The sequence below is a fragment of the Rhizobium viscosum genome, from assembly GCF_014873945.1.
Lineage (GTDB): Bacteria > Pseudomonadota > Alphaproteobacteria > Rhizobiales > Rhizobiaceae > Rhizobium > Rhizobium viscosum.
This window is the reverse complement of record NZ_JADBEC010000002.1, coordinates 1981277-2003518: the sequence shown is the minus strand read 5'-3', so window position 1 is coordinate 2003518 and position 22242 is coordinate 1981277. Positions and strand designations below refer to the sequence as shown.

The 22242-nt window shown below is 60.2% G+C and carries 17 protein-coding genes; 7 read left to right on the top strand and 10 right to left on the bottom strand.

The features are described 5' to 3' along the window. Positions 1-11: 11 nt before the first annotated feature. The 7 genes from H4W29_RS30205 to H4W29_RS30175 form a co-directional block, all read right to left on the bottom strand. Complete coding sequence (locus H4W29_RS30205) at positions 12-833, bottom strand: ABC transporter permease (protein WP_192732432.1); 822 nt, start codon at positions 831-833, stop codon at positions 12-14. Continuing rightward, positions 830-1720, bottom strand: a complete 891-nt coding sequence (locus H4W29_RS30200; RefSeq protein WP_192732431.1) for an ABC transporter permease — start codon at positions 1718-1720, stop codon at positions 830-832. Before H4W29_RS30200 ends, H4W29_RS30205 begins: the two co-directional genes overlap by 4 nt. Beyond that, positions 1720-2865 (bottom strand): extracellular solute-binding protein, encoded by a 1146-nt coding sequence (locus H4W29_RS30195; protein WP_192732430.1) that lies wholly within the window; start codon positions 2863-2865, stop codon positions 1720-1722. The genes H4W29_RS30200 and H4W29_RS30195 overlap by 1 nt, the downstream gene beginning before the upstream one ends. Positions 2866-3101: 236 nt before the next feature. Continuing rightward, positions 3102-4439: an epoxide hydrolase family protein gene (locus H4W29_RS30190; protein ID WP_192732429.1), complete on the bottom strand. Its 1338-nt coding sequence runs from the start codon at positions 4437-4439 to the stop codon at positions 3102-3104. 285 nt (positions 4440-4724) lie between these two features. Beyond that, positions 4725-5864 (bottom strand): mandelate racemase/muconate lactonizing enzyme family protein, encoded by a 1140-nt coding sequence (locus tag H4W29_RS30185; RefSeq protein ID WP_192732428.1) that lies wholly within the window; start codon positions 5862-5864, stop codon positions 4725-4727. A 12-nt stretch (positions 5865-5876) separates the two neighbouring features. Further along, a complete protein-coding gene (locus H4W29_RS30180; RefSeq protein ID WP_192732858.1) occupies positions 5877-6785 on the bottom strand; it encodes a dihydrodipicolinate synthase family protein in 909 nt (302 codons plus the stop codon). A 13-nt stretch (positions 6786-6798) separates the two neighbouring features. After that, on the bottom strand, positions 6799-7497 hold the full coding sequence (locus H4W29_RS30175) for a GntR family transcriptional regulator (RefSeq protein WP_192732427.1): 699 nt from the start codon (positions 7495-7497) through the stop codon (positions 6799-6801). Positions 7498-7632: 135 nt separating this feature from the next. On the opposite strand from H4W29_RS30175, the gene H4W29_RS30170 reads away from it, so the two are divergent. The 5 genes from H4W29_RS30170 to H4W29_RS30150 are packed head-to-tail and all read left to right on the top strand — an operon-like array spanning position 7633 to position 12841. Further along, positions 7633-9234 (top strand): ABC transporter substrate-binding protein, encoded by a 1602-nt coding sequence (locus H4W29_RS30170; protein WP_192732426.1) that lies wholly within the window; start codon positions 7633-7635, stop codon positions 9232-9234. A gap of 21 nt (positions 9235-9255) precedes the next feature. Then, on the top strand, positions 9256-10317 hold the full coding sequence (locus tag H4W29_RS30165; protein ID WP_192732425.1) for an ABC transporter permease: 1062 nt from the start codon (positions 9256-9258) through the stop codon (positions 10315-10317). Between the two features lie 4 nt (positions 10318-10321). Beyond that, the gene (locus H4W29_RS30160) at positions 10322-11233 is read left to right on the top strand and encodes an ABC transporter permease (RefSeq protein ID WP_192732424.1); all 912 of its coding nucleotides are present in this window, start codon (positions 10322-10324) and stop codon (positions 11231-11233) included. Next, entirely contained in the window at positions 11226-12074 is an 849-nt protein-coding gene (locus tag H4W29_RS30155) for an ABC transporter ATP-binding protein (protein ID WP_192732423.1), read from the top strand. The genes H4W29_RS30160 and H4W29_RS30155 overlap by 8 nt, the downstream gene beginning before the upstream one ends. 5 nt (positions 12075-12079) lie before the next feature. Beyond that, entirely contained in the window at positions 12080-12841 is a 762-nt protein-coding gene (locus H4W29_RS30150; RefSeq protein ID WP_210332466.1) for an ABC transporter ATP-binding protein, read from the top strand. 65 nt (positions 12842-12906) lie between these two features. Here H4W29_RS30150 and tkt read toward each other — a convergent pair whose 3' ends face one another. Further along, the gene (gene tkt, locus H4W29_RS30145; RefSeq protein WP_192732421.1) at positions 12907-14937 is read right to left on the bottom strand and encodes a transketolase; all 2031 of its coding nucleotides are present in this window, start codon (positions 14935-14937) and stop codon (positions 12907-12909) included. A 234-nt stretch (positions 14938-15171) separates the two neighbouring features. Next, positions 15172-18198 (bottom strand): alpha-mannosidase, encoded by a 3027-nt coding sequence (locus tag H4W29_RS30140; RefSeq protein ID WP_192732420.1) that lies wholly within the window; start codon positions 18196-18198, stop codon positions 15172-15174. A gap of 213 nt (positions 18199-18411) precedes the next feature. On the opposite strand from H4W29_RS30140, the gene H4W29_RS30135 reads away from it, so the two are divergent. Next, positions 18412-19545, top strand: a complete 1134-nt coding sequence (locus H4W29_RS30135) for an ROK family transcriptional regulator (RefSeq protein ID WP_192732419.1) — start codon at positions 18412-18414, stop codon at positions 19543-19545. Between the two features lie 16 nt (positions 19546-19561). Here H4W29_RS30135 and H4W29_RS30130 read toward each other — a convergent pair whose 3' ends face one another. Further along, positions 19562-20608, bottom strand: coding sequence for a Gfo/Idh/MocA family protein (locus H4W29_RS30130; RefSeq protein ID WP_192732418.1), 1047 nt, complete (start codon positions 20606-20608; stop codon positions 19562-19564). Positions 20609-20885: 277 nt separating this feature from the next. On the opposite strand from H4W29_RS30130, the gene H4W29_RS30125 reads away from it, so the two are divergent. Beyond that, positions 20886-22184 carry a type 2 periplasmic-binding domain-containing protein gene (locus H4W29_RS30125; protein WP_192732417.1) on the top strand — a complete coding sequence of 433 codons (1299 nt, stop codon included), beginning with the start codon at positions 20886-20888 and terminating at the stop codon, positions 22182-22184. Positions 22185-22242: the final 58 nt, after the last annotated feature.

Below are 22242 nucleotides of genomic sequence, written 5' to 3'. Positions count from 1 at the left end.
TCTGCCGGCGCTCAGGCGCCGAAGCCCCGCGCAAAGGCGCCGGTCCCGATGACGCGCCGCGCAAACATCAATGCCGCAAAGGACGGCACCCACAGCATCACGGAGAGGACCGCACCATATTGCACGACAATCTGGTTGTTGATGAAGCTGATCATCAGCACCGGCATGGTGCGGATCTCCGGCGCACCGATCAGCCAGGCCCCTTCCGTCTCGTAAAAAGTGCCGACGAAGGTCAGGAGCAGGGCTGCTGATATGGTCGGCGCGGCCTGCGGCAGTGTGATCGACCAGAAGACGCGAAGCGGCGTGGCGCCCGCGTCACGCGCGGCCTCCTCCATGCGCCGGTCGACATTCTGAAAAGCCGCGACCGGGATCCAGATCATCAGCATCAGCGTGCCGACGAGCTGGATCAGCACCACACCCCAGAAGGTACTGATCAGACCGAGTTGCAGGAAGATGCCGGCAATCGCCACGAGCAGGCCAAATTTTGGAAAGGCATGGGAGGCGAGAAACGAGAGGAACAGAATGTTGCGGCCGGGAAAGCGCATACGAGCAAAGGCATAGGCTGCCGGAAGACAGATGATCGCAGAAAGCAGCGTCACCGTCGCCGTCAGCCGCAAACTGAGGAATAGCGCATCCCAGACATCCTTGCGCGCAAGCGTCTGCGACCAGAAACGCAGGCCGAACTGCTGGGGAATGACGGAAGGGTAGCGCCAGATCTCGGTGAAGGCCCAGGTCGCAACGACCAGCAGCGGCAGCGCGATGAAAAGCGTCAGCAGCAATGCCAGCAGCAGCCCCGTCCAGTCGAATTTCAGACCTGTCGACCGAGCCATCATCGGCCCTCGCGGTTGCGGGCGATCGACCAGACATAGAAGATGCCGAAGAGAAGGCAGAAGCCGAAGCTGATGACCGCCTGTGTCAGCGCGTTCAGCGGGTCATTCATATCCGCGAAGGTACGCTGCATGAAGGGTCCCATCATCTCCGGCGAGGCGGGGCCGAGAACGTACGGCAAGGTGAATGCCGAGAATATGCCGAGAACGGCAAAGGAAGCGGTCACCAGCAGCGAATTGCCCATGCGCGGCAAAATGATCGAGATGAAGACCCTGAGAGGCGTAGCGCCGACATCGCGTGCCGCCTCGATGGAGCTGTTGGAAACGGACGTGAGCCCAGCCGTCAGCATCAGCACGGTCAAAGGCAGATTGTCCCAGACAAGCCCGATGACCGGCCCCCAAGGCGTCAGATAGGGGCTCGGCAGCTTTGGCAGCCCCATGGCATTGAGCAGGATGTCGACCGTGCCGTTCGGTCCGATCGTGCGGATCAGCGCATAAGAGAGAATGATCGAAGGAACGAACATCGGAAAGATCGCGAGACCCTGCACGTAACCGGCAAGGCGGCTGCCGGAAAAGCGCAAATAAAGCGCAATCGGAAGACCGATCGCGAGCAGGAGCAGGCCGCAGACGAAGGTCGTCCAGAGCGTCAGCCAGAGATTGTTCAGGCTGTAGGCGTCGCTGAAGAAGAAATGGTAGGAGGCGAGCGAAAACTCCGCCGTCCCGTCCGGCTGGCGGACGAAGACGGTGGTCGCGATCGCCGAAAAGATCGGAAAGATGATCAGCCAGCCGACCAGAAACACCGGCATGCCGACGAGGAGGAGCCCGTAGAGGCTCCCCCTGCCGAGAGGCTGGGCGCGGTGCGCGACCGCAGGCTGCGCGGCATCCAGCGCCATCAGGTGCGGCTGATACCGGGAGCGACAGTACGATACCAGCCGTCGTTGATCGCCTTTTCCCAATCGCCGGCCGGGAAGGTCGGGATGGTCGCCGGGATGACGTCGGCATATTTCTTGCGCAGATCTTCGGAAATGTGATCCCAGGAAACGCCCGGGAAACCGCCGATTTCAGTGATGATGGCTTCCTGCATCTCACTCGTCAGCATGAAGGCCGCAAGCTTGAGGGCGGCATCCTTGTTGGCGCCGTTGGTGAAGATCGTCATGGCCGAAAAACCGCCGCAAAGCGCGAGGTCGGAGAGCTGCACAAGGCCGGTCGTCTCAGGCAAGACACCCTGCGAGATCGCCTGCAGGACCTGGTCGGACCAAACCGGAGCCATGGTGACGACGCCTTGGGAGAGCAGCTGGATCGACTGCGTGTTGCCGGCGGTATAGGCGCCCTTCTGATAGAGCGACGGCGCGAGATCGTTGAGGATCTTCCAGGCCGGCGTCAGCGACTGCTCGGCAAAGTCGGCAGTGAAGTTGTCGACCTTGAACTTCTTCGGATCGCGACCGTTGGCTTCATGAATGGCGCGGCGGACGAAATTGCCGCCCGAGCCGCCCTTGTCCGGACGGTTGTAGATGAACTGGCCGGGATTGGCCTTGATCCAGGCCGTCAGCTGTTCCCAGGTTTTCGGCGCATCCTTCGGGTCGAGCTTGGTCTTGTCATAGGCAAGCAGAACCTGCGAGCCGCGATAGGGCAATGAGTAGGGCGTGTCGATAGCAAGCGGATTGACGCGGTCGAAACCCTGGACATTCTCGGCGGAGAACTTCACCCAAAGGCCGGCATCGATGCCGCCAGCCGGAAGGCGCGGATCGAACTGTTCGAAGAGGTCGGCCTGCGGATCGGTCTTGGTCTGCAATGCTGCGAGCGCGCGGTCGCCAATGGCGCGAAGGCCGTTGTTGTCGCCGGCATCAGTAACCTTCAGCGCGACGTCCGGATGCGCCTTTTCAAAAGCCGGGCGGATGATGTTGTTCCAGAGGTCGATGATATTGGAATCCGATCCGCTATAAAGATCGATCGTGCCTGCGGCAGCCGAGGCGAAGCGCGGAAGGGCGAGAAAGCCCGCAGCCGCCGACGATGTGATCAGAAATTCGCGTCTATTCATACCCTGTCTCCCTTCACTGTCGAGGCCGCGCCCCTGATGAGTTCTGAGACTTGCTAGCCCCAGCGCGTAACACCGGAATGACAGGAGGAAACAAAATGCACACGTGTGCTAAGCTTGCTTCGCGATTTTTGGTGACGCCCCATGATGATCGCATCGGGGGCGAAGAGGGCATGAAATTTCCAGGTCAACTGTTCGGCTGGGGTGGCCCTCGCGTGAGGGCCACCCTTTCGACATTGTCAGCGTACGGACTTGAAAGCGGCTCTTACTTCTTCTGCGAAGAGCTGCGGCTGCTCCCAGGCCGCAAAATGCCCGCCTTTCTCGACCTGATGATAGTAGGTCAGCGAGGGGTAGGCCTGCTTGGCCCAGCTTTCCGGCGCCTGGTAGATCTCCTTCGGAAAGACCGTGATGCCGACCGGGACTTTGATGTCCTTCGTCTTCTGCGTTTCGGCGCTGAAGTTGTTGTTGTTGTTTTCCCAGTAGAACCGCGATGCCGACGCGCCGGTGTTCGTCAACCAATAGAGCGTGATGTCATCAAGCATTTCATCCTTGGAGAAAACGCGCTCAGGAACACCGCCACTGTCGCTCCACTGGGCAAACTTCTCGTAGATCCAGGACGCAAGGCCGGCCGGCGAGTCGGAAAGCGAATAGCCGATCGTCTGCGGCCGGGTCACCATTATGGCGCCATAGGCAGCATTTCGTCCGAAGAAGGTGCTCAAGGAATTATAGGCTTCCCGTTCCGGCGATGACAGGCTCGCGGGGGCCGGGTCTCCGCTGTTGATAGCCTCCATGAGATCGCCTGGCACCGTCGCGGGCATATTGAGATGGATTGCCAGTAGACCCTTCGGTGCCTGGCGCGCCAACGCGTCGGAGATCACCGAACCATGATCACCACCCTGAGAAACATAGTGGTCATAGCCGAGCCGTTTCATCAGGACATCCCAGGCACGGGCAACCCGGTCCGGCCCCCAGCCCAGATCGGTCGGCTTTCCGGAAAATCCGTAGCCCGGTATCGAGGGGATGACGACGTCGAACGCATCTTCCGGCCGGCCGCCATAGGCAGTCGGGTCCGTGAGAGGACCTATGGTCTTGATGAACTCAAATATCGATCCCGGCCAGCCATGTGTCAGAATGATCGGGAGAGCGTTGGGATGGCGCGAACGAACATGGATGAACTGGATGTCGACACCGTCGATCGTGGTGACGAGTTCCGGCAATGCATTGAGTTGGGCCTCGGTTTTGCGCCAGTCGTACTCTGTACCCCAGTAGCGAACCAGATCCTGGACGCGTGACAATTGGATACCCTGGGAGTCGTCGCCGACCGTCTCCTTGTCGGGCCATCGGGTGTCGGCGATGCGCCTGCGTAGGTCGTCGAGTTGCGACTGTGGAACGTGGATCTGGAACGGGCGGACGCTTTCGTCCGCGCTCGCCGTCGTCGTGGCAACACTCGACGCAGGATCGGCGGCATGAACCGGCAGTGCATAGATCACCGGAACGAGCAACAGAGAGCCGAACGCCATGGCGATCGCTCGATCGGAAACACTACGCCGAATTGAAACATTGTCGGTCTTGGTCATGAAACACTCTCCTTCAATTGCTGCCGCGTTCGCAGCACCTGTTAACGAAGAGCGGTTTCAAGGATCCACGTGTCCGGCATATTTCGAGAATCGGCTGAAATGTATCAGCGTGTACCGTCGACGCGCGGGGACACAAAATCAGGAAATTGGCGAAGGTTGACGACCCAAGCATTGGCGCTTCATCGAGGACCGGAAGTTCATAGTCGGGAGTGAAAGCGCGAACTGGATCGTCGGCACGCGCTTCCCCGGCATTTCAAAGCAAGCCCGTCATTTCAACGGAACCGGTCAGGGATAAGCCGTCGATCCGTCCGGCTTGCGGGTGATTTTCCGCTCCCAATGAATGTAGTCTTCAGTCTGCAATGCCTTTTCATCGATTTCCAGCCCCCAACCCGGACGGTCGGGCCGCAATTCCATATGACCGTCGACCGGCATATACGGATCGGTCGCCCATGGCGCATGGACATGGGGCTTGAACTCCAGGACCTTGAAGTTCGGCTGTGCGGCGCAGAAGTGAATGTTGACCGCGGTCGCGAGCGGCCCCATCGGGTTATGCGGCGCGACGGTTACATAGTGAGCCTCAGCGATTGTAGCGATCCTGCGCATTTCCGTGACGCCGCCAACAACGCATATGTCGGGCTGGATGATGTCGGCGCCGCGCGCCGACATCAGGGAGAGGAATTCGAAGCGACTATAGAGCGATTCTCCGGTGGCCAGCGGAACGGAGACTTTCGACTTCAGCTCGGCCCATGCCGGAATGTGCTCCGGCCGGATCGGCTCCTCGTAGAAGAGCGGATCATTAGGGGCAATCGCTGCGGCGAGCTGCACCGCCTGATAGGGTTCGAAGATCTTTGCATGAGCGTCGAATGCGAATTCGAAATGCGACGGCGTGATCTCGCGTATCTTAGCGAACCAATCACCGGTTTCCTTCACAAGCTCTCCCCAGCGGCCGGCATGCAGATCGCGGCGGAAGGGGCTGAGCTTGAAAGCCGTGTAGCCGTATTTTTCGTTCAGCTCGAGGGTCTGGTCCTGCGCCGTCTGCGGGTCCGGCGCGGTATAGACGCCGCAATAGACGCGCACCCGATCCCTAACGTTGCCGCCAAGCAGCATGTAAACGGGCAGGCCGGCGGCCTTGCCGGCAATATCCCAGAGCGCGTGATCGATCGCCGAAATGGCCGCAAGCCCGAGGGCGCCCGGCGGAAAACGGCACTGCTGATTGAGTTTCAGCACAAGGAATTCCACTCGGCGGGCGTCCTCCCCTTCGATCTGATGGAAGAGGTAGTCGAAAAGCGGCGGCAGCGCCCAGTCGGGGCCGTGATTGTAGCACTCGCCCCAACCGGAAATACCTTCGCTCGTTTCGATTTTCAGGAGTAGTCGCGGCCGGTCGTCGACGCGCTGCATGTAGGTCTTGAAGCCGGTGATGTGCATTGACATTCTTCCTCAGGCGGCGTGGTTCTTGCCGCTTACATTGTCGACGATTGCGCGCAGTTCGGCGCGTTCCGCGTCCGTCAGACTTTCAACGCCGGGAAGACGAACAGGGCCGACATCGGTTCCGAGCATGCCCAGCGCCTCCTTGACGACCGTGACATTGGCGCCGTTCAGATATTTAGTGCGCAGCGCTTCGAAACCGGCGATGTCGTCGATAAGAACGCGTGCAACAGCGTAGTCACCGGCTTCCAGCGCCTGATGGATGGCATGCGAACGCTCGGGGAAAACGTTGACGAGCCCCGAGGTAAAGCCGCGAGCACCCATGGCATAGAATGCCGGCGCCCAGCCCTCGGCGAGGCCGCAGACCCAGATCGCCGGCGCATCCTTCGTCGAGCGGATGACCTCGGCAAGCAGCATGAGATTTCCGGATGCAAACTTGATGCCGGCGATATTGGGATGCAGGGCAAGCTTGCGGAAATCGGCGACCGAGAACGTGTCGCTGCGGACATAGGCAATGACGGGGACCGTAGACGTCTCGGCAAGTTCGAGAAAATATTTCGCCTGGTAGCTCGGCCCGGCAAAGGGATCCATCGGGTGGTGACCCATGATCGCGTCGGCGCCCTCGGCAATCGCGTGACGGGCGAGAGCCTTGGCTTCCGCCAGCGAACGACCGACGGCCGCACTGATAAGCGACTTGCCGTCTGCAGCCTTGATCGTAGCGGCATGGACTGCCTTTACCTCATCCATCGTCAGCGTGAAGAACTCGCCCGTATTGCCGGCTGCCATCAGATTGTGAACCCGGGCGCTGGCAAGGCGCGCGATCAATGCGGAAAGCTTGGCGAGATCGATGCTGCCATCTGCCTTGTAGGGGGTCACCGGAACGCCGGAAATGCCCGTCAGGGCCTTGCGAATCTTGTCCATTCCCACGGTCACGTCAAATGTCCTCTTTCTTCCTGAATACGATGTTGAGGTAGGTTTCGCCGGAGCGGACGACGTGATCGCGCATCACTCGCTCCGCCTTATCACTGTCGTTCGACACGATAGCGGCAGCGATGGCGGTATGTTCGGCGAGCGCCTTGTCGCGCTCCTTGTTGTCGGAATGAATGATGCGGCGAATGCTCGCGTCGTAGAACTGCTGGCGCTCGATCATGCGAGACAGGTACTGGCAGCGCGAAGCGATGTGGATCTGCTCGTGAAAGGTCTCATTCAAGGCAATGAGGTCGTCCGCACCTCCATCGGCTGTGGCCGCCTTCATCAGGCCGACTGTGTCATCAAGCTTCGACGCCTCATCCCGGGTGATACGCTTGGCGGCGAGATGCGCGATCATCGATTCCAGCGCGGCACGCGCCAGGATCATCTCCTCCGCCCATCCAGCATTGAAGCGGATCAGCACCCCACGACGCGGCAGGGTTTCAACCAGTCCTTCGGTCTCGAGCTGCCGGAGCGCCTCCTTGATCGGGGTGGTGCTGACCCCGAGCTGTTCGGCGAGCTGACGCTCGTTGACGCGCTCGTCGGCCCGAAAGCGACCGGACAGAATAGCCGCCCGTAGCGTCTTGTGAACGTGATCACGCAGGGTCGTCAGGAACCGGGGATCGATCTTTTCGATGCGGTCGTCGCCGGCCCCGCTCTCCATCCTATTTTCCATAAGCCGAAAATTCCCCCGTTGACGACAAAAGTGTTTTGTGAGATCTGATATACCAGATTTCAGATCGATGTCGATATCAAAATTCGTTCTGATGCGATTGCAGAGATGCTTGGGAGGAAGAAAATGAAGATCCAAAGACGCGGGCTGTTGATCTCGTCGGCGCTTGTTGCCGCGAGCCTGATGATGCCACTGGCTGCGGCCGCAGCCACCCCGAAGGACCAGTTGGTCATTGCAACGAACATGTCGTCGATGCGTGGCCTCGATCCGAACGAAATCAATCAGCTGGAAGCGGCTGAAATTGTCGCGAACCTTTATGAGCGGCTGATCGTGCTGCCGGCCGACGATATTACCAAGCCGGCTCCGGGTGTTGCCGAAAGCTGGAGCGTCTCGCCGGACGGCAAGACCTTTACATTCAAGATCCGCTCCGGCATCAAGTTCCATTCCGGCAATCCGCTGACCGCAAAGGACGTCGAGTGGTCGCTGCGCCGCCTCGTCAAGCTTGGGCTTGCGCCTTCGGTCGACCTTCGTCAGTGGGGCCTTACCGACAAGAACGTCGACGACCTGATCAAGGCAAGCGATGACACAACCGTCGTCCTGCAGACACCGGAAGTCTGGAACCCCAATCTGATCCTTTATTCGCTGGCAAGCTTCTCGACCTCGATCCTCGACAGCAAGCTTCTTGCCGAGCATGACAAGGGCGGTGACCTGGGTCGCGAATTCCTGCAAACCAATGACGCCGGTTCCGGCCCCTATGCGCTGCGCACCTGGCGCGTCAACGATCTGCTGATCGCTGATGCCAACAAGGATTACTGGCAGGGTGCACCGAAGATGCGCCGCGTCGTGCTGCGCCACATGCCTGAATCATCCGGCCAGCGCCTGCAGCTTGAGGCTGGCGACGTCGATGTTGCGACGCGTCTTTCCTCAACCGACCTCACGGCGGTCGAAGCGGGCGGCAAGGCCGATATCCAGAAGACGCCGGGTTTCGGCTTCTATTATCTCGCGCTGAATCAGAAGGACGAGATCCTCTCCAATCCCAAGGTTCGTGAAGCCTTTCGCTACCTGATCGATTATGACGGCCTCGCCAACACCGTCATGAAATATTACGGCATCAAGCAGCAGACCATCATTCCGGCCGGCCTGCCGGGTGCAAGCGAGGTCAACCCCTATAAGCTCGACATTGAAAAGGCCAAGCAGCTGCTGACTGAAGCCGGCTATCCGAACGGTTTCTCAAAGGTCTATTACGCAACACCGGTCACCCCGGAATATGAGGTCGCGCAGTCCCTGCAGGCCAATGCCGCCGAGGCCGGCATCAAGCTCGATCTTCAGGGCGGCGATCATATCGGCAAGTTCCGCACCCGAGAATTCGAGATCTTTTCGGCGCGCTCTGGCGAACGCCTGCCGGATCCTCACGCGGTTCTCCAGTCCTATGCAACCAATGCCAATAATTCCGACGACGCCAAGCTGACGGGCCTGAACGCCTGGCGCACCGCCTGGGATGTGCCGAAAGACATTCAGGACATGGTGACTGCGGCCGCCCACGAGACGGACCAGCAGAAGCGGGCCGATCTCTACGCGAAGATCAATAAGGCTTATCTCGAATCGTCCTCACCACTGATCACCTCCTTCCTGCGCACCGACGCAAAGGCGGTTCGTAAGGAAGTGAAGGGCTATATCGGCCATTCGACATGGCTGACGCGCTGGGACACGGTTTCCAAGGGCGAATGACCTCCTCCAAGGGAGAATGACGTGAGTATCTCACAAACATCCGGGGCCGCATCGGGCGGCGCAGTAGCTGCGCTCGATGCGGTGAAGAAGGTGGCGACGTCCTTCAGCGTCATCCTGACGACGCTGCTCGGCCTGCTGATCATTACCTTCGTCGTCGGCCGCATGGTCCCGGCTAATCCGGTCATTGCCGTGATCGGGGATCAGGCCGACCAAGCGACTTATGAACGGGTGCACAAGGAGATGGGGCTGGACCAGCCGCTCTATATCCAGTTCGCGACCTATCTCGGCAATGTCGCGCAGCTGAATTTCGGCCAGTCGCATGTGACCAAGAACCCCGTGGCAAGTGACCTTGCCCGGGTATTCCCGGCGACACTGGAGCTTGCCACACTGGCAACGATCATCGGCGCCGGGCTCGGCATTCCGCTCGGCATCATCTCGGCTGTTCGCAAAGGCACCTGGGTCGATCATCTGGCACGCGTCGTCGGGCTGCTCGGACATTCGACGCCGATCTTCTGGCTCGGCACCATCGTTATCCTGGTCTTCTATGCCAAGTTCGGGCTCATCCCTGGTAGTGGCCGACTGGATGTCTACAATGAAGGCTTGGTCGAAGGACCGACCAACTCCATCCTCGTCGATGCAATTATCGCCGGCGAGTGGGAGGTTTTCCGCGATGCCTTGCTGCATGTCGCTGCCCCTGCCCTGATCCTCGGTTATGCGGCCATGGCCTATCTCAGCCGCATGAGCCGCAGCTTCATGCTCGAACAACTCCGGCAGGAATATGTCCTGACGGCAAAGGCAAAGGGTCTTGGCCAGCGTGCCATCGTGTGGCGCCACGCCTTCCGCAATATCCGGGTACAGCTTTTGACCATCGTTGCCCTCGCCTATTGCGGCCTGCTGGACGGCACGGTTCTCATCGAGACCGTTTTTGCCTGGCCCGGCCTCGGGCAATATCTGACCTCGGCCCTGTTCTTCGCGGACATGAACGCGATCCTCGGCAGCGTGCTTCTGATCGGCATCATCTCGATCGTCATCAACCTGCTGTCCGACATCGCCTACCGCTTCCTCGATCCGCGTACCCGGTGACATCATGGCGACACGTTATTTCAACGATCTCCACAATTGGCTGATCAACGAGGAATTCTCCTCGGCCCGGCAGGCGCGTTTCCACAAGGCCTACGTCCTGTGGCTCAACCTGCTTGCCAATCCGCTGGCTTTTGCGGGTTTCCTCGTCGTGCTTGCGCTGGTGCTCGTCGCCGCCTTCGCGCCGCTGCTTGCCAGCTACGACCCCATTGCCCAGGATCTGACGATGGCGCTGAAGCCACCGTCTGCCGCAAACTGGTTCGGAACCGATGAGTTCGGCCGCGACGTTTATTCGCGCCTCGTCTATGGCGCACGCACGACGCTCTATATCAGCATCCTGGTGACGGTCATCGTGGCGCCGATCGGCTTTGTGATCGGTGCGGCGGCCGGCTATCTCGGCGGCTGGGTCGATGTCGTGTTGATGCGCATCACCGATATCTTCCTGTCCTTCCCGAGCCTCGTTCTCGCACTCGCCTTTTCTGCAGCGCTCGGACCTGGGATCGAGAATGCCGTCATCGCCATTGCGCTGACGGTTTGGCCACCGATCGCTCGATTGGCGCGCGCCGAGACTCTGACATTTCGGGCTGCCGACTTCGTCGTCGCCGCCGAGCTGCAGGGTGCCGGCATGGGTCGCATCCTGCTCCATCACATCGTGCCGCTCTGTGCTCCCTCGATCATCATCCGACTGACGCTCAACATGTCGAGCGTCATCCTAACGGCGGCCGGCCTCGGCTTCCTCGGTCTCGGCGCCCAGCCGCCGATGCCGGAATGGGGCGCCATGGCAGCATCGGGCCGACAATATCTGCTCGACGCCTGGTGGCTGACGACGGTCCCCGGCATAGCAATCCTCGTGGTCAGCCTTGCCTTCAACCTGCTGGGCGACGGCCTGCGCGACATCATGGATCCTCGAAATGCCTGATCAATCCCAGCCGATCCTTTCGGTCAAGAACATGTCGGTGCAGTTCCCGACCCTGTCCGGCGTCGTGACGGCCGTGAAGAATGTCTCGTTCAATGTCGGACGCGAGAAAGTCGGCATTATCGGCGAATCCGGCTCCGGCAAGAGCACGACCGGACGCGCCATCATGCGGCTGCAGCCGGCCACTGCCAAAGTGGTCGCGGACGAAATGCGCTTCGAGGATGTCGATCTCGTACGCGCCAGCGAGGCCGATATGCGCGCGATCCGTGGGCGGCGCATTTCAATGATCCTGCAGGACCCGAAATATTCGCTCAACCCGGTCATGACGGTCGGGGAGCAGATCGCCGAAACCGTCATCCTGCATGAAGGCGTCGGCCGCCGCGAGGCGCGCAAACGCACGCTCGCCATGCTCGAACGGGTCAACATTCGCGATCCGGAGCGCGTCTTCAATCTTTATCCGCATGAAGTCTCTGGCGGCATGGGGCAGCGCATCATGATCTCGATGATGCTGATTTCCTCACCGTCTCTCATCATCGCCGACGAGCCGACCTCGGCTCTCGACGTGACGGTGCGCCAGCAGGTCCTGTCGATCCTCGACGATCTGATCACCGAGCGCAACATCGGCCTGATCTTCATTTCGCACGACCTCAACCTGGTGAAGAGCTTCTGCGATCGGGTGATCATTATGTATGCCGGACGTATCGTCGAAGAGCTTGAAGCTGCAAAGCTCGAAGAGGCAACCCATCCCTATACGCGAGGTCTCCTGCAGGCGCTGCCGAGCCTCGACCACCCTCGAGACCGTCTTGAAATCTTGAGGCGGGACGCAAGCTGGGCGGAGGCATGAGCATGATGATATCAGTTAAAAATCTTGCCGTTTCCTTCGGCAGCGGCCACTCCGCCAAGCAGGTGGTCAAGGATGTCTCCTTCGACGTCGCTGCGGGCGAGACCTTCGGCCTTGTCGGTGAAAGCGGATGCGGCAAATCCACTGTTCTCGGCGCGTTGGCCGGCAGGATCAAAGCATGGGGTGGCTCGATTGCGCTCGACGGAGAGGCAATCGCTGCCAAGCGCTCAAAATCGCAGCTCGCCAAGCAGCAGATGGTTTTCCAGGACCCTTTCGGCTCGCTTCACCCGCGTCACACGATCGGCCGCACTCTTCTCGAACCTCTCGAGATTCATGGCATCGACCGGCGCAGGGAACGCGTAGAGCAGGCGTTGCGTGATGTCGGCCTGCCCGCATCCTTCTATCATCGTTTTCCGCATCAGCTCTCAGGCGGCCAGCGCCAGCGTGTCGCAATCGCGCGTGCCTTGATCCTGAAGCCGCGCGTGCTTCTCCTCGACGAGCCGACATCCGCACTCGACGTGTCCATCCAGGCCGAGATCCTCAATCTGCTGAAGGACCTGCGCGAAAGGGAGAAGCTGACTTACATTCTGGTCAGCCACGACATGGCTGTCATCGCTCACCTCTGCAATCGGGTCGCCGTCATGCAGGGCGGGATGTTCGTGGAGATCGCTTCAAGAGAGGCTTTGCTCAGCGGAAATGTTGAACATTCCTATACGCGCACGCTTCTCGACGGCAGCAGGGGCTACCAACCCACGCGCCGCGCCGGCTAGTTCGGGAATTTTCGGCACACGAAAGTGCGAAAGGGGCGGCAAGCCGCCCCGCAGCCGCCGATCACTCATCGACGGCGAACACCCAGTGCTCCTCGTGCGGCCCTCACAACTGCGTCGGTGGTAATGTCGAACTTCTTGTAGACGTCGTCGATCTTGCCCGACGCCCCGAAGCTGTGCATGCCGACGAACCGGCCGTCGAGCCCGAGATATCGGTCCCAGCTATCCTGGACGGCTGCTTCCACCGCGACACGCGCAGTTCCGCCCCCGAGAACCTCCCGCTTGTAGTCCGGTGCCTGCGCCTCAAACAGCAGCCGGCACGGCATGGAAACAACAGCGGTTGGGACGCCCTCCGCCTGGAGCTTCGCCCTTGCTTCAACGGCAAGATGCAGTTCCGATCCCGTCGACATGATCGTCAACTCGCGAGCACCGCCCTCAGCCTCAAGCAGAACGTATCCACCCTTTGCAGACAGGTTGATGGAGCCCGGCTGCCTTCTCAGAAGCGGCATGGGCTGGCGGGACAGAGCGATCAATGCAGCCTGTCGTGGGGCATCGAGAATAGCCTGCCAGCATTCCGCCGTCTCGATCGGGTCGCCCGGGCGGAACACAGCGAGGCCTGGAATGGCGCGTAGCGCCGTCAGATGTTCGACAGGCTGGTGGGTTGGACCATCCTCGCCGAGACCGATCGAATCATGGGTCATCACGAAGATTGAACGCACCGCCATCATCGCCGCCAGCCGAATGGACGGCCGGGCGTAATCGGAAAAGGTCAGGAAGGTGCCACCATAAGGGATCAGCCCACCATGAAGGGCAATGCCGTTGATGGCAGCCGCCATCCCATGTTCGCGTACGCCATAATGGACATAGGATCCGTTATAGTGACCCGGCGCAATCTCGATCATGGATTTGGCTTTCGTGTTGTTCGACGGTGTCAGGTCCGCCGATCCGCCGATAAGCTCGGGAATGGTCTCGGCAAGGTGGTTGAGAACAATCCCGCTCGCCTGCCTTGTTGCAAGGTCCTTTTCGGCGGACAGAAGCTCCTGTTTTGCCGCCTCTATCGCTCCGGTCCAGTCTGAAGGCAGTTCGCCCTTCATGCGGCGTTCGAATTCCCCGCGAACATCTGCCTTCGCCGTCTGGACCCGAACCGCCCAGGCCATTCGCGCATTACGCCCCTTGGCGCCGATCTTCCTCCAGTCTTCCAGCAGGTCGGATGGAATCTCGAAGGGAGGCGCATTCCAGCCGAGAATCTTGCGGGCACCGGCGATCTCCTCTTCACCCGGCGCGTCACTATGAGCCTTCTGCGTGCCGGCGCGGGTCGGGAAGCCGAAGCCGATAATGGTCTTGCAGGCAATCAATGAGGGGCGGTCGGTAACCCGCTGCGCTTCGACGATCGCGTTGCGGATGGCGTCCGTATCGTGTCCGTCAATCTCCTGCACATGCCAGTTCGATGCACGGAACCGCGCCGGCTGATCGTCGGATTCCGCCAGACTTGTCGCCCCGTCGATCGATATCGAATTGTTGTCCCAGAACGCGATCAGCTTGCCGAGCTTCAAGTGGCCCGCGAGCGATATGGCCTCCTGGCTGATGCCCTCCATCAGGCATCCGTCACCCAGGAACACATAGGTGTAGTGGTTCGAAAGATTGTCACCGAACCTGGCGTTCATGATGCGCTCGGCAAGCGCGAAACCAACCGAATTGGCAATGCCCTGTCCGAGCGGCCCGGTGGTCGTCTCGATGCCGGTGGCATGACGATACTCGGGATGACCTGCCGTCTTGCTGTCGACCTGACGAAAGTTTTCGATCTGGTCGATCGTCATATCCCGGTAGCCGGTCAGATAGAGCAGGCTGTAAAGCAGCATCGAACCGTGCCCATTGGAGATCAGAAAACGGTCCCGATCAAACCAGTAGGGGTCTTCGGCGTCGAATTTCAGGAAGTCGGAAAAGAGCACGACAGCAATATCGGCCATGCCCATCGGCATGCCGGGGTGCCCGCTCTTGGCCTTCTCGACGGCATCCATCGAGAGGAACCGAATGCAATTGGCCATGTCGCGCAGGTGCTGATCGCGGGGCGCCGGTACGGACTTCACGGATTCCGTCATGATCGTTTCCTCGGGAGCTGGTGAAAGGACAGACCCGAAGATAGTGCCCGATGCGGACTGGGCTACTGCGACATGTTGAAATCCGACCAAGAATATCATCACCCGGTCGTCATATAGCCGCCACGGCCTCTTTCCGCATCCTGTCGAGACAAACGCAGTGCATTGCGATCGCTCTTCACGAGTGATCGCAACAGATTTGGAACGCGTGGCGATCCCTCCCAGATATAACCGCGATCAGCTTTGTTGCAGCCGCCAGGTCCGAATTTCAAACGGCATGATATCGGCAGGGCCTGCACGCTCGATCGGCTCTTCGAGGATGTTCAGTGGTCCCGAAGCCTGCCAGCCCGAGAGCAAGGCGATCGAAAGCCGACCGCGCCGGCCCGCCGGTTCGTAAAGCCGCAGGATAAGGCCTTCTCCCTCCTCCGCCGGCTTCAGTCCCGAAAAGGCGACCGGTATGCCCTCTACACCGAGAGGCGACAGAGTGCCTGCCGAGAGACCACTGGCCTCGATGGTCACGAGCGGCTGATTGAGATCGATCGCTTCCTTGAGGACGTCGCCTTCATGCCAGGCGCCCTCATGCGGCATCAGCGCATAAGTAAAGCTCTGCTCGCCTTCATCGGCAAGCGGATCGGGATAGATCGGCGAGCGCACGAGGCTCATGCCGATGACATTGCCTCGTGCACTGTGCCCGTATTTGGCATTGTTGAGCAGAGCGACGCCAAAGCCCGGTTCGCTGAGATCGACAAAACGATGTGCGGCAGCTTCGAACATTGCCTGCTCCCAGGACGTGTTCGTGTGTGTCTGCCGCTCGACGATACCGAAGGCGCATTCGAAGGTGGCAGTGCGTGAACGCACGGCGACCGGGTTCAGCGTTCTTAGCAGCGTACGCCGGTCATGCCAGTCGATCGTCGTCTCGATATCAAGCCTGCGGGCATTGGCGGTCAGCACGTAAAGCTGCGTAACGGTCGAGTTCCGGTATCGGTAAACGACGCGGATCGCCGCGCGATGCGGCCCCTGTTCGGCAAGCGTGATGCTCTCGGGCCTGTCGAGGCGGACAGCCTTTTCGGCATAATCGGCATCAACGTCCCAGGCATCCCAATTGCGTGGTTTGTCGGCCGGATAGACCCAGAGCTGATTGGCTGCGCTCTCGATCGCCTCCCTGCCCGTTGCCTTGTGAACAAGGCTCGAAACGGCGCCATCTTTGCCGATGACAACAGACAGATGCTCGTTTTCGAGGCTGTGCGTATCGGCTTTCAGCATGCCGGCGGGCTTGAGTATCCCGCGATCAAAGACAGCGACGGAAAGTGGCGCGACAGTATCGGCAGATGACAGGACTGTCCCATCGGAAAGTCTCGCAGTGAGTGGCCGCGGCGCGAGCGACGGATTGACGGCAACCAGCGCATCCGCCATCCCGCCCGCCGGAAGCTGGGCCGATAGCGCCTTCAAAGCCTTGTCCTGTTCCGCCTTGGCATTGCCGATGACGCCGTCGAGTTCCTGTTCGGCATCGATATAGACTTCGCGGATGCTCGAGCCCGGCAGAATATCGTGGAACTCGTTCTTCAGGACGACGCGCCAGTCGGTCTCGAGGCTTTGCGGTTTGGCAGCACCCAGCAGATGCGCGAGCGAAGCGATTGTCTCCGCGGTGATCAGCGCTCGTTCGGCCTGACGGTGCTTGCGCTTGACGCCGCTCTGGGAGGTCAGGGTCGCGCGGTGCAGTTCGAGGTAGATTTCCCCGTCCCAGACCGGAAGTTCCTTTTCCGTCGCAGTGCGGTGGGCCTTCTCGTAAAAGCTCTTCACCGTCCCCCAGCGTGCACTCGGGATCGCCGGGAAGTCACGCAGTTGCACTTCGCGCTCGACCATTTCAGCTGTCACGCCACCCCCGCCATCGCCGTAGCCGACGGCCAGCAGCGACGTGTCGTGCTGCGTCTTGCCGCGGAAATTCTTCCAGGTCGGCACGAAGCAATCCGGCTGCACGAAACCGTTGTAGCCATGCATGGGATTGTCGAAAGTGTGGGTCAGAACCTTGCTTCCATCGAGCCCCTTCCACCAGAACAAGTCGGATGGGATATGATTGGTCTCGCTCCAGTTCACCTTGATGGTGAAGAAGCTGTCGATCCCGCCAAGCTTCAAAATCTGCGGCAAGGCACCCGAAAAGCCGAAGCAGTCCGGCAGCCAGCAGACCGTATGGCGCAGGCCGAAGTGTTTCTCGAAATAGCGCTGCCCGTAAAGCACCTGCCGCGCAAGGCTTTCACCGGTCGGCATGTTGGTGTCGGGTTCGACCCACATGCCGCCGACGGTTTCCCACTTGCCCTCGGCAACCTTCTTCTTGATCCGCTCGAGAAGCTCTGGATCGTCCTCTTCCATCTGCGCATAATAATGAGCGGTCGATTGATTGAACCGGAAGTCGTCCGACCGCTCCATCAGCGAGAGCGCAGTGTTGAAGGTGCGGCGCATCTTCCGGCGCGTCTCGCCGTAGGGCCAGAGCCAGGCAAGGTCGATATGGGCATGGCCAGTCAGCAACAGCTCGCCATTCGGCGGGAATCGCTTCTGAAGCTCTTTCAGACGCGCGACCAGCTGATCATAGGCGGCACCAGCCGAAGCGCTCTGCGCTTCATTAAGGCCGGCCGGGTTTGACTCAAGCTCTGGCAGTTCCCAGATCTTCTGCTGCATGACCGCACCGGATGTGCGCGAAATATAGGCTGACGTGTCCGAGGGCCAGTCGAGGCTGCGCAGCGCCTGTTCGGCCGCCTCGATGAGGTGCGGCAAGACCTCATGGTTTTCCAGCACATCGGCGGCTTCGCCGAGCTGCCGCAACAGAAGGTGCAGCTTATGGACCGGTTCATCCAGCCAGATCAGCCGCGCCCTGTTGAGCTTCGGTGCCCGGTTCGGCTCACCGAAGGGAAAGCGTGCAACGCTTTCGGTCGCAATTGAAAACTCCCTGCCCTTGATCGGGAATTCCTGATGGTAGGGGTCGAGCCCGAATGTCTCGGCCTCCCCGCCCGGATAGAGCAATGTAATCAGGCTTTCGCCGCCGAGATCGAGCTGCAGGCGAACCTCTTCGATTGGCCAGTCGCCCGGTGCCGCCGCGGATGCCGCGAAATGAACAGTTCCCTTGCGGTGCGGCCAATCCTGATGATGGGCGATCGGCTCGCCGTCGAAGGTCCAGCCGTCGATCACAACGCTTTGCCTGTCGCGCCAGTGAGCAAGCTCGGCTGTACGAACCTTCAAACGATCGAGACGTTGGGCGAGAGTGAGAGACATGGCGGGTCCTATTGGAAAATAAGCAACTGACGGGCGGGGAGAAAACCAGGGACGCGCAGATGAGCCGCACGCGCCGCGTCCCGTCTCCTCCAACCGAAACGCGTGGCTGCCCTTAGATTAAGTAACTTTGTTTTCACGTCAAGCATTCAAGAAATAAGTTGCGAGAGTTTTGGCGGTGATACACAAGCATTCAGGTGCTTAGGGAAGACGGTCATGCGGTATCTTCGATCCGGGCCGCGGCGTCAGGCAGAGGAAACGGCCGTTACGCGGAGTAAAACAATCGGTCTGCGGTCGGGAGAAATCGCCGACAGAAATATCCGCGTCATCCTGGAAGCGATCCGCCGGCATGGTCCATTGACCCGGACGGAACTTGGCCGGCATTCCGGGCTTACCGGTCCGGGCATCACCAATATCCTGCGCCGCCTGAGTGACGGAGGCCTGGTGACGTCGCATCGCCGCAACGGCGCGGGCAATAGCGCCACTGCCACTGAATTTGCCCTGCGGCCGGATGGGGCATTCTCGATCGGTATCAGGGTTCGCCAAAGCCGAGGCGAAGCGGTCCTGATTGATCTCAGCGGCCAGGTCCATGACCGCGAATATTTTCCCCTCACCCCGACAACGCGCGTGCCGTCAATCCTTTCGGTAACCGAAAACATGATCGGCCGGCATGCCGGCTTGCCGATCATCGGCCTGGGGATCGGGTCCAATGACTGGACGGCAGCGGAAAGCGATGAACTCGACCAAGCATCAACGCTTCCGACCAGCCACGTGGAAAACGAGTGCACCGCAAGCCTGCTTGCCGAGCGCACCATCGGCGCGCCTGCCCCCGAAGGCGGACTGGCGATGATCATCATCGATGAAGATGTCCAGGCCGGCTTCCTCGTTCGCGGTATCCCCTATTCCGGCGTTCACGGACGCGCGGGCAGTATCGGCGAAATGCTGACCGGCCCCGACAATATCAGGCTGAACACTGTGGTCGGTTTCGGCGCCCTGCGGACGCTCGTCAGCGAGGACGAGTTCGGGCGGCTCATCGCGGGCGAGGAGCCGTCTTCCCCTCAATTGACGCAGTGGATCCGCGATGCCGCAAGCCACCTGCTCGATCCGATCATCGCCATGGCCGGCTTCATCGCGCCAGGTGTCATCATGATCGGCGGCGACCTGCCGCGAAGCGTCATCGAAGCGTTGATCCACCAGCTCTCCGTCGAACGGCGCGACACGTCAAAGCGTCCCTTCCTGACGCCATGGATTTCGCCGATGAAGCCGGCGAGCTTCAGTGGCGGCGGCGTGGCACTGGGGGCGGCATTGCTGCCCTTCCTCAACACCCTGTTGCCGCCAGTATCAGCCTGAACCGGCGCAAGCCGGCTCAGCCAAGCGCCTCGTCTCTGTGGCTGGCATCCGAGGCAAGCGCCTTATCGAGCACCTTCTGGATATTCGCCGCGCGGCGGAACGACGGTTCCTGCGTCTTGCCTGCCCTCACCGCCTGCACGAAGCGCTGGTAATTGGTCTCCACCGGATCGAAGGGGATGTCGCGCCATGTGGCAGTATGAACGTCTTCGCCGAGGCAGGCCCGGAGCGTCGACTTTCCGGTGTCGTAGATCATCTCGATCGAACCGGTCTCGCCATAAACCCTGAGACGCAGCTGATCCATCTGGCCGGCCGCGGTTCGCGTCGCCTGGATGGTGCCGATCGCACCCGTCGTGAAGTCGACATTCATCGTGAAGCTGTCATTCGCATCGAGATCATATTCGCCGATCTTGTCGCCCGGCGCCTTGTTGAAGGTTTTCAGCCGCGCGAAGACGTGGGCGACATCGAGCCCCGAACCATAGGACGCAAAATCGACGATATGGATGCCGATATCGCCGAGCGCGCCGTTCGAGCCGTGCTTCTTGCTGAGGCGCCACAGCCATTTGCTCTCGCTCTTCCAGTCACCCCAATGGCGGCCAACGAGCCAGCTCTGCAGATGCGATGCCTCGACATGCCTGATCTCGCCGATCTCGCCGGCAAGCACCATCTGCCGTCCCTTCTGCAGGGCGGGAGAATTGCGATAGGTGAAATTGACCATGCCGACCTTGCCCGCTTTTTCGATAGCATCGGTCATTTCCATCGCCTTGGTGGCATCGGTCGCAAGCGGCTTTTCACAGAAAACGTGTTTGCCCGCCGCAATCGCCTGAAGCGTTGTCAGGTGATGGATGCGGTCGGGAGTGACATTGGCGACAGCATCGAACTCGCCCCAGGCAAGGGCTTCCTCGAGTGTGCTGAAGTGATTGGGGACGCCATGTTCCGAGCAAAAGGCCGCCAGCCGCTCGGGTACGACATCCACCCCGCCCACAACGCTAACGCCGTCGATCGCCTTGAAATTTGCGGCATGCTGATTGGCCATTCCACCAGTGCCGAGAATGAGTAAGCGCATCTGATCCTCCATAGATGTCAGGTTCGGCCACCTCACGCAGCCGAGGCAAAACCTCTCCACGCCATCACGGATGCCCGGAGTGGTTGGATTTTTTGTGATCTGGAAGTGCGGCGGCGGTCCGCTAACTTGTATTGAATGTCGCCGGCATCTCAATCCTCCCAATGCTGCGGCTTGACATCAAATCAAAGTAACTTAATCTAATTAATGCAGCATGGAAATGAGGAGAGGTCAACCGACCACCAGGCTGTATCCGTTTAAAATGGGGAGGAGACCCATCATGAAGAGAGCGTTCATCAGCGCGTTAGCGCTGAGCACAATGTTATTTTCAGTGCCTGCCGCATTTGCCCAGGAGCTTGCGACAAAAGACAGGATCGGCGCTGCAGATGCGCCAAAAACCCTAGTGGTCCGGCTCACGAACGACAGTCCGAACAATTCCGACCCCAACATCGCAGAAGGTTACCAGAAGCTCTTTGTCGACTTCATCAAGAAGCACCCGGACTGGAAATTGCAGATGCAGTTCATGTCCTCCGACATCGGCACGGAACAGGCCAAGATGCTGGAGCAGGCCAAGGCCGGCAATGCGCCGGATTGCGCCGCCGTCGACTCCTTCGTGCTCTCGCAGTTCATGGTCAATAAAGTGCTGGCGGATTTTACGCCCTATTTCTCCAAGGAAGAAGTCGACGATCTCTTCCCCTTCATCCGCAGCGGCATCACCGACAAGGATCAGACGATCCGCGCCTGGTGGTGGGATACGGACCTTCGCGTCCTCTACCGCAACAAGTCTGTTGTAGCCGATGCGCCGCAGACCTGGGACGACCTGAAGAAGGCCGCACTTGCCTCCACCAAGGAAGGTATGGAAGGCGTCCTCTTCAACGGCGGGCGCTGGGAAGGCACCACCTTCGACTGGCTGGCGAACTACTGGGCGCTCGGCGGCAAGCTCGTCGACGACTCGGGCAAGCCGGTCTTCGGCGAAGGCGAGAACAAGGAGAAATTCCTGAAGGCGCTGAACTACTTCAAGGATCTGGTCGATTCCGGTGCGGCCCCCAAGCGTGTCACCACCATCGCCAATTACGACGACATGAATGCCGCGGCAGCAGCGGCGACGACAGCACTCTTCATCGGAGGCAACTGGCAATATGCGCAGCTGAAGGCGACGCTCGACGAAGAAGAATTCAAGAACTGGACCTTCTCGCCGATCCCCGGCCCCACGGCCGAACAGAAGTCGACAGGCACCGGCGGCTGGACGATCGCTTCCTTCAGCAAGGACAAGGAGAAGATCGAGATGTGCGCCAATCTGGCGCGCGACGTCTATATGGGTCCGGCAAACGCGCTGCAGCAGCAGCTGCCGACGCGCAAGTCGCTCTTCGACAAGTATGAGGTTTTCTCAACGGAAGCCAACAAGACCTTCGCCAATGCGCTCGTCGACGGCCAGGCGCGTCCCGGCGTGCCGATCTATCCGGAGATCTCTAACCAGATCCAGATCATGATGGGCGACGTGCTCTCGGGAACGAGGAAACCGGAAGAAGCCCTGGATGCCGCATTCAGCGCGGCGATGGAGGCCTACAAGCGGCTCTGATCCCGGGCGTTTCCAACGCTTCCGACCGCGGCGGCGCCTGCCTTTTAGGCGCCGTCGA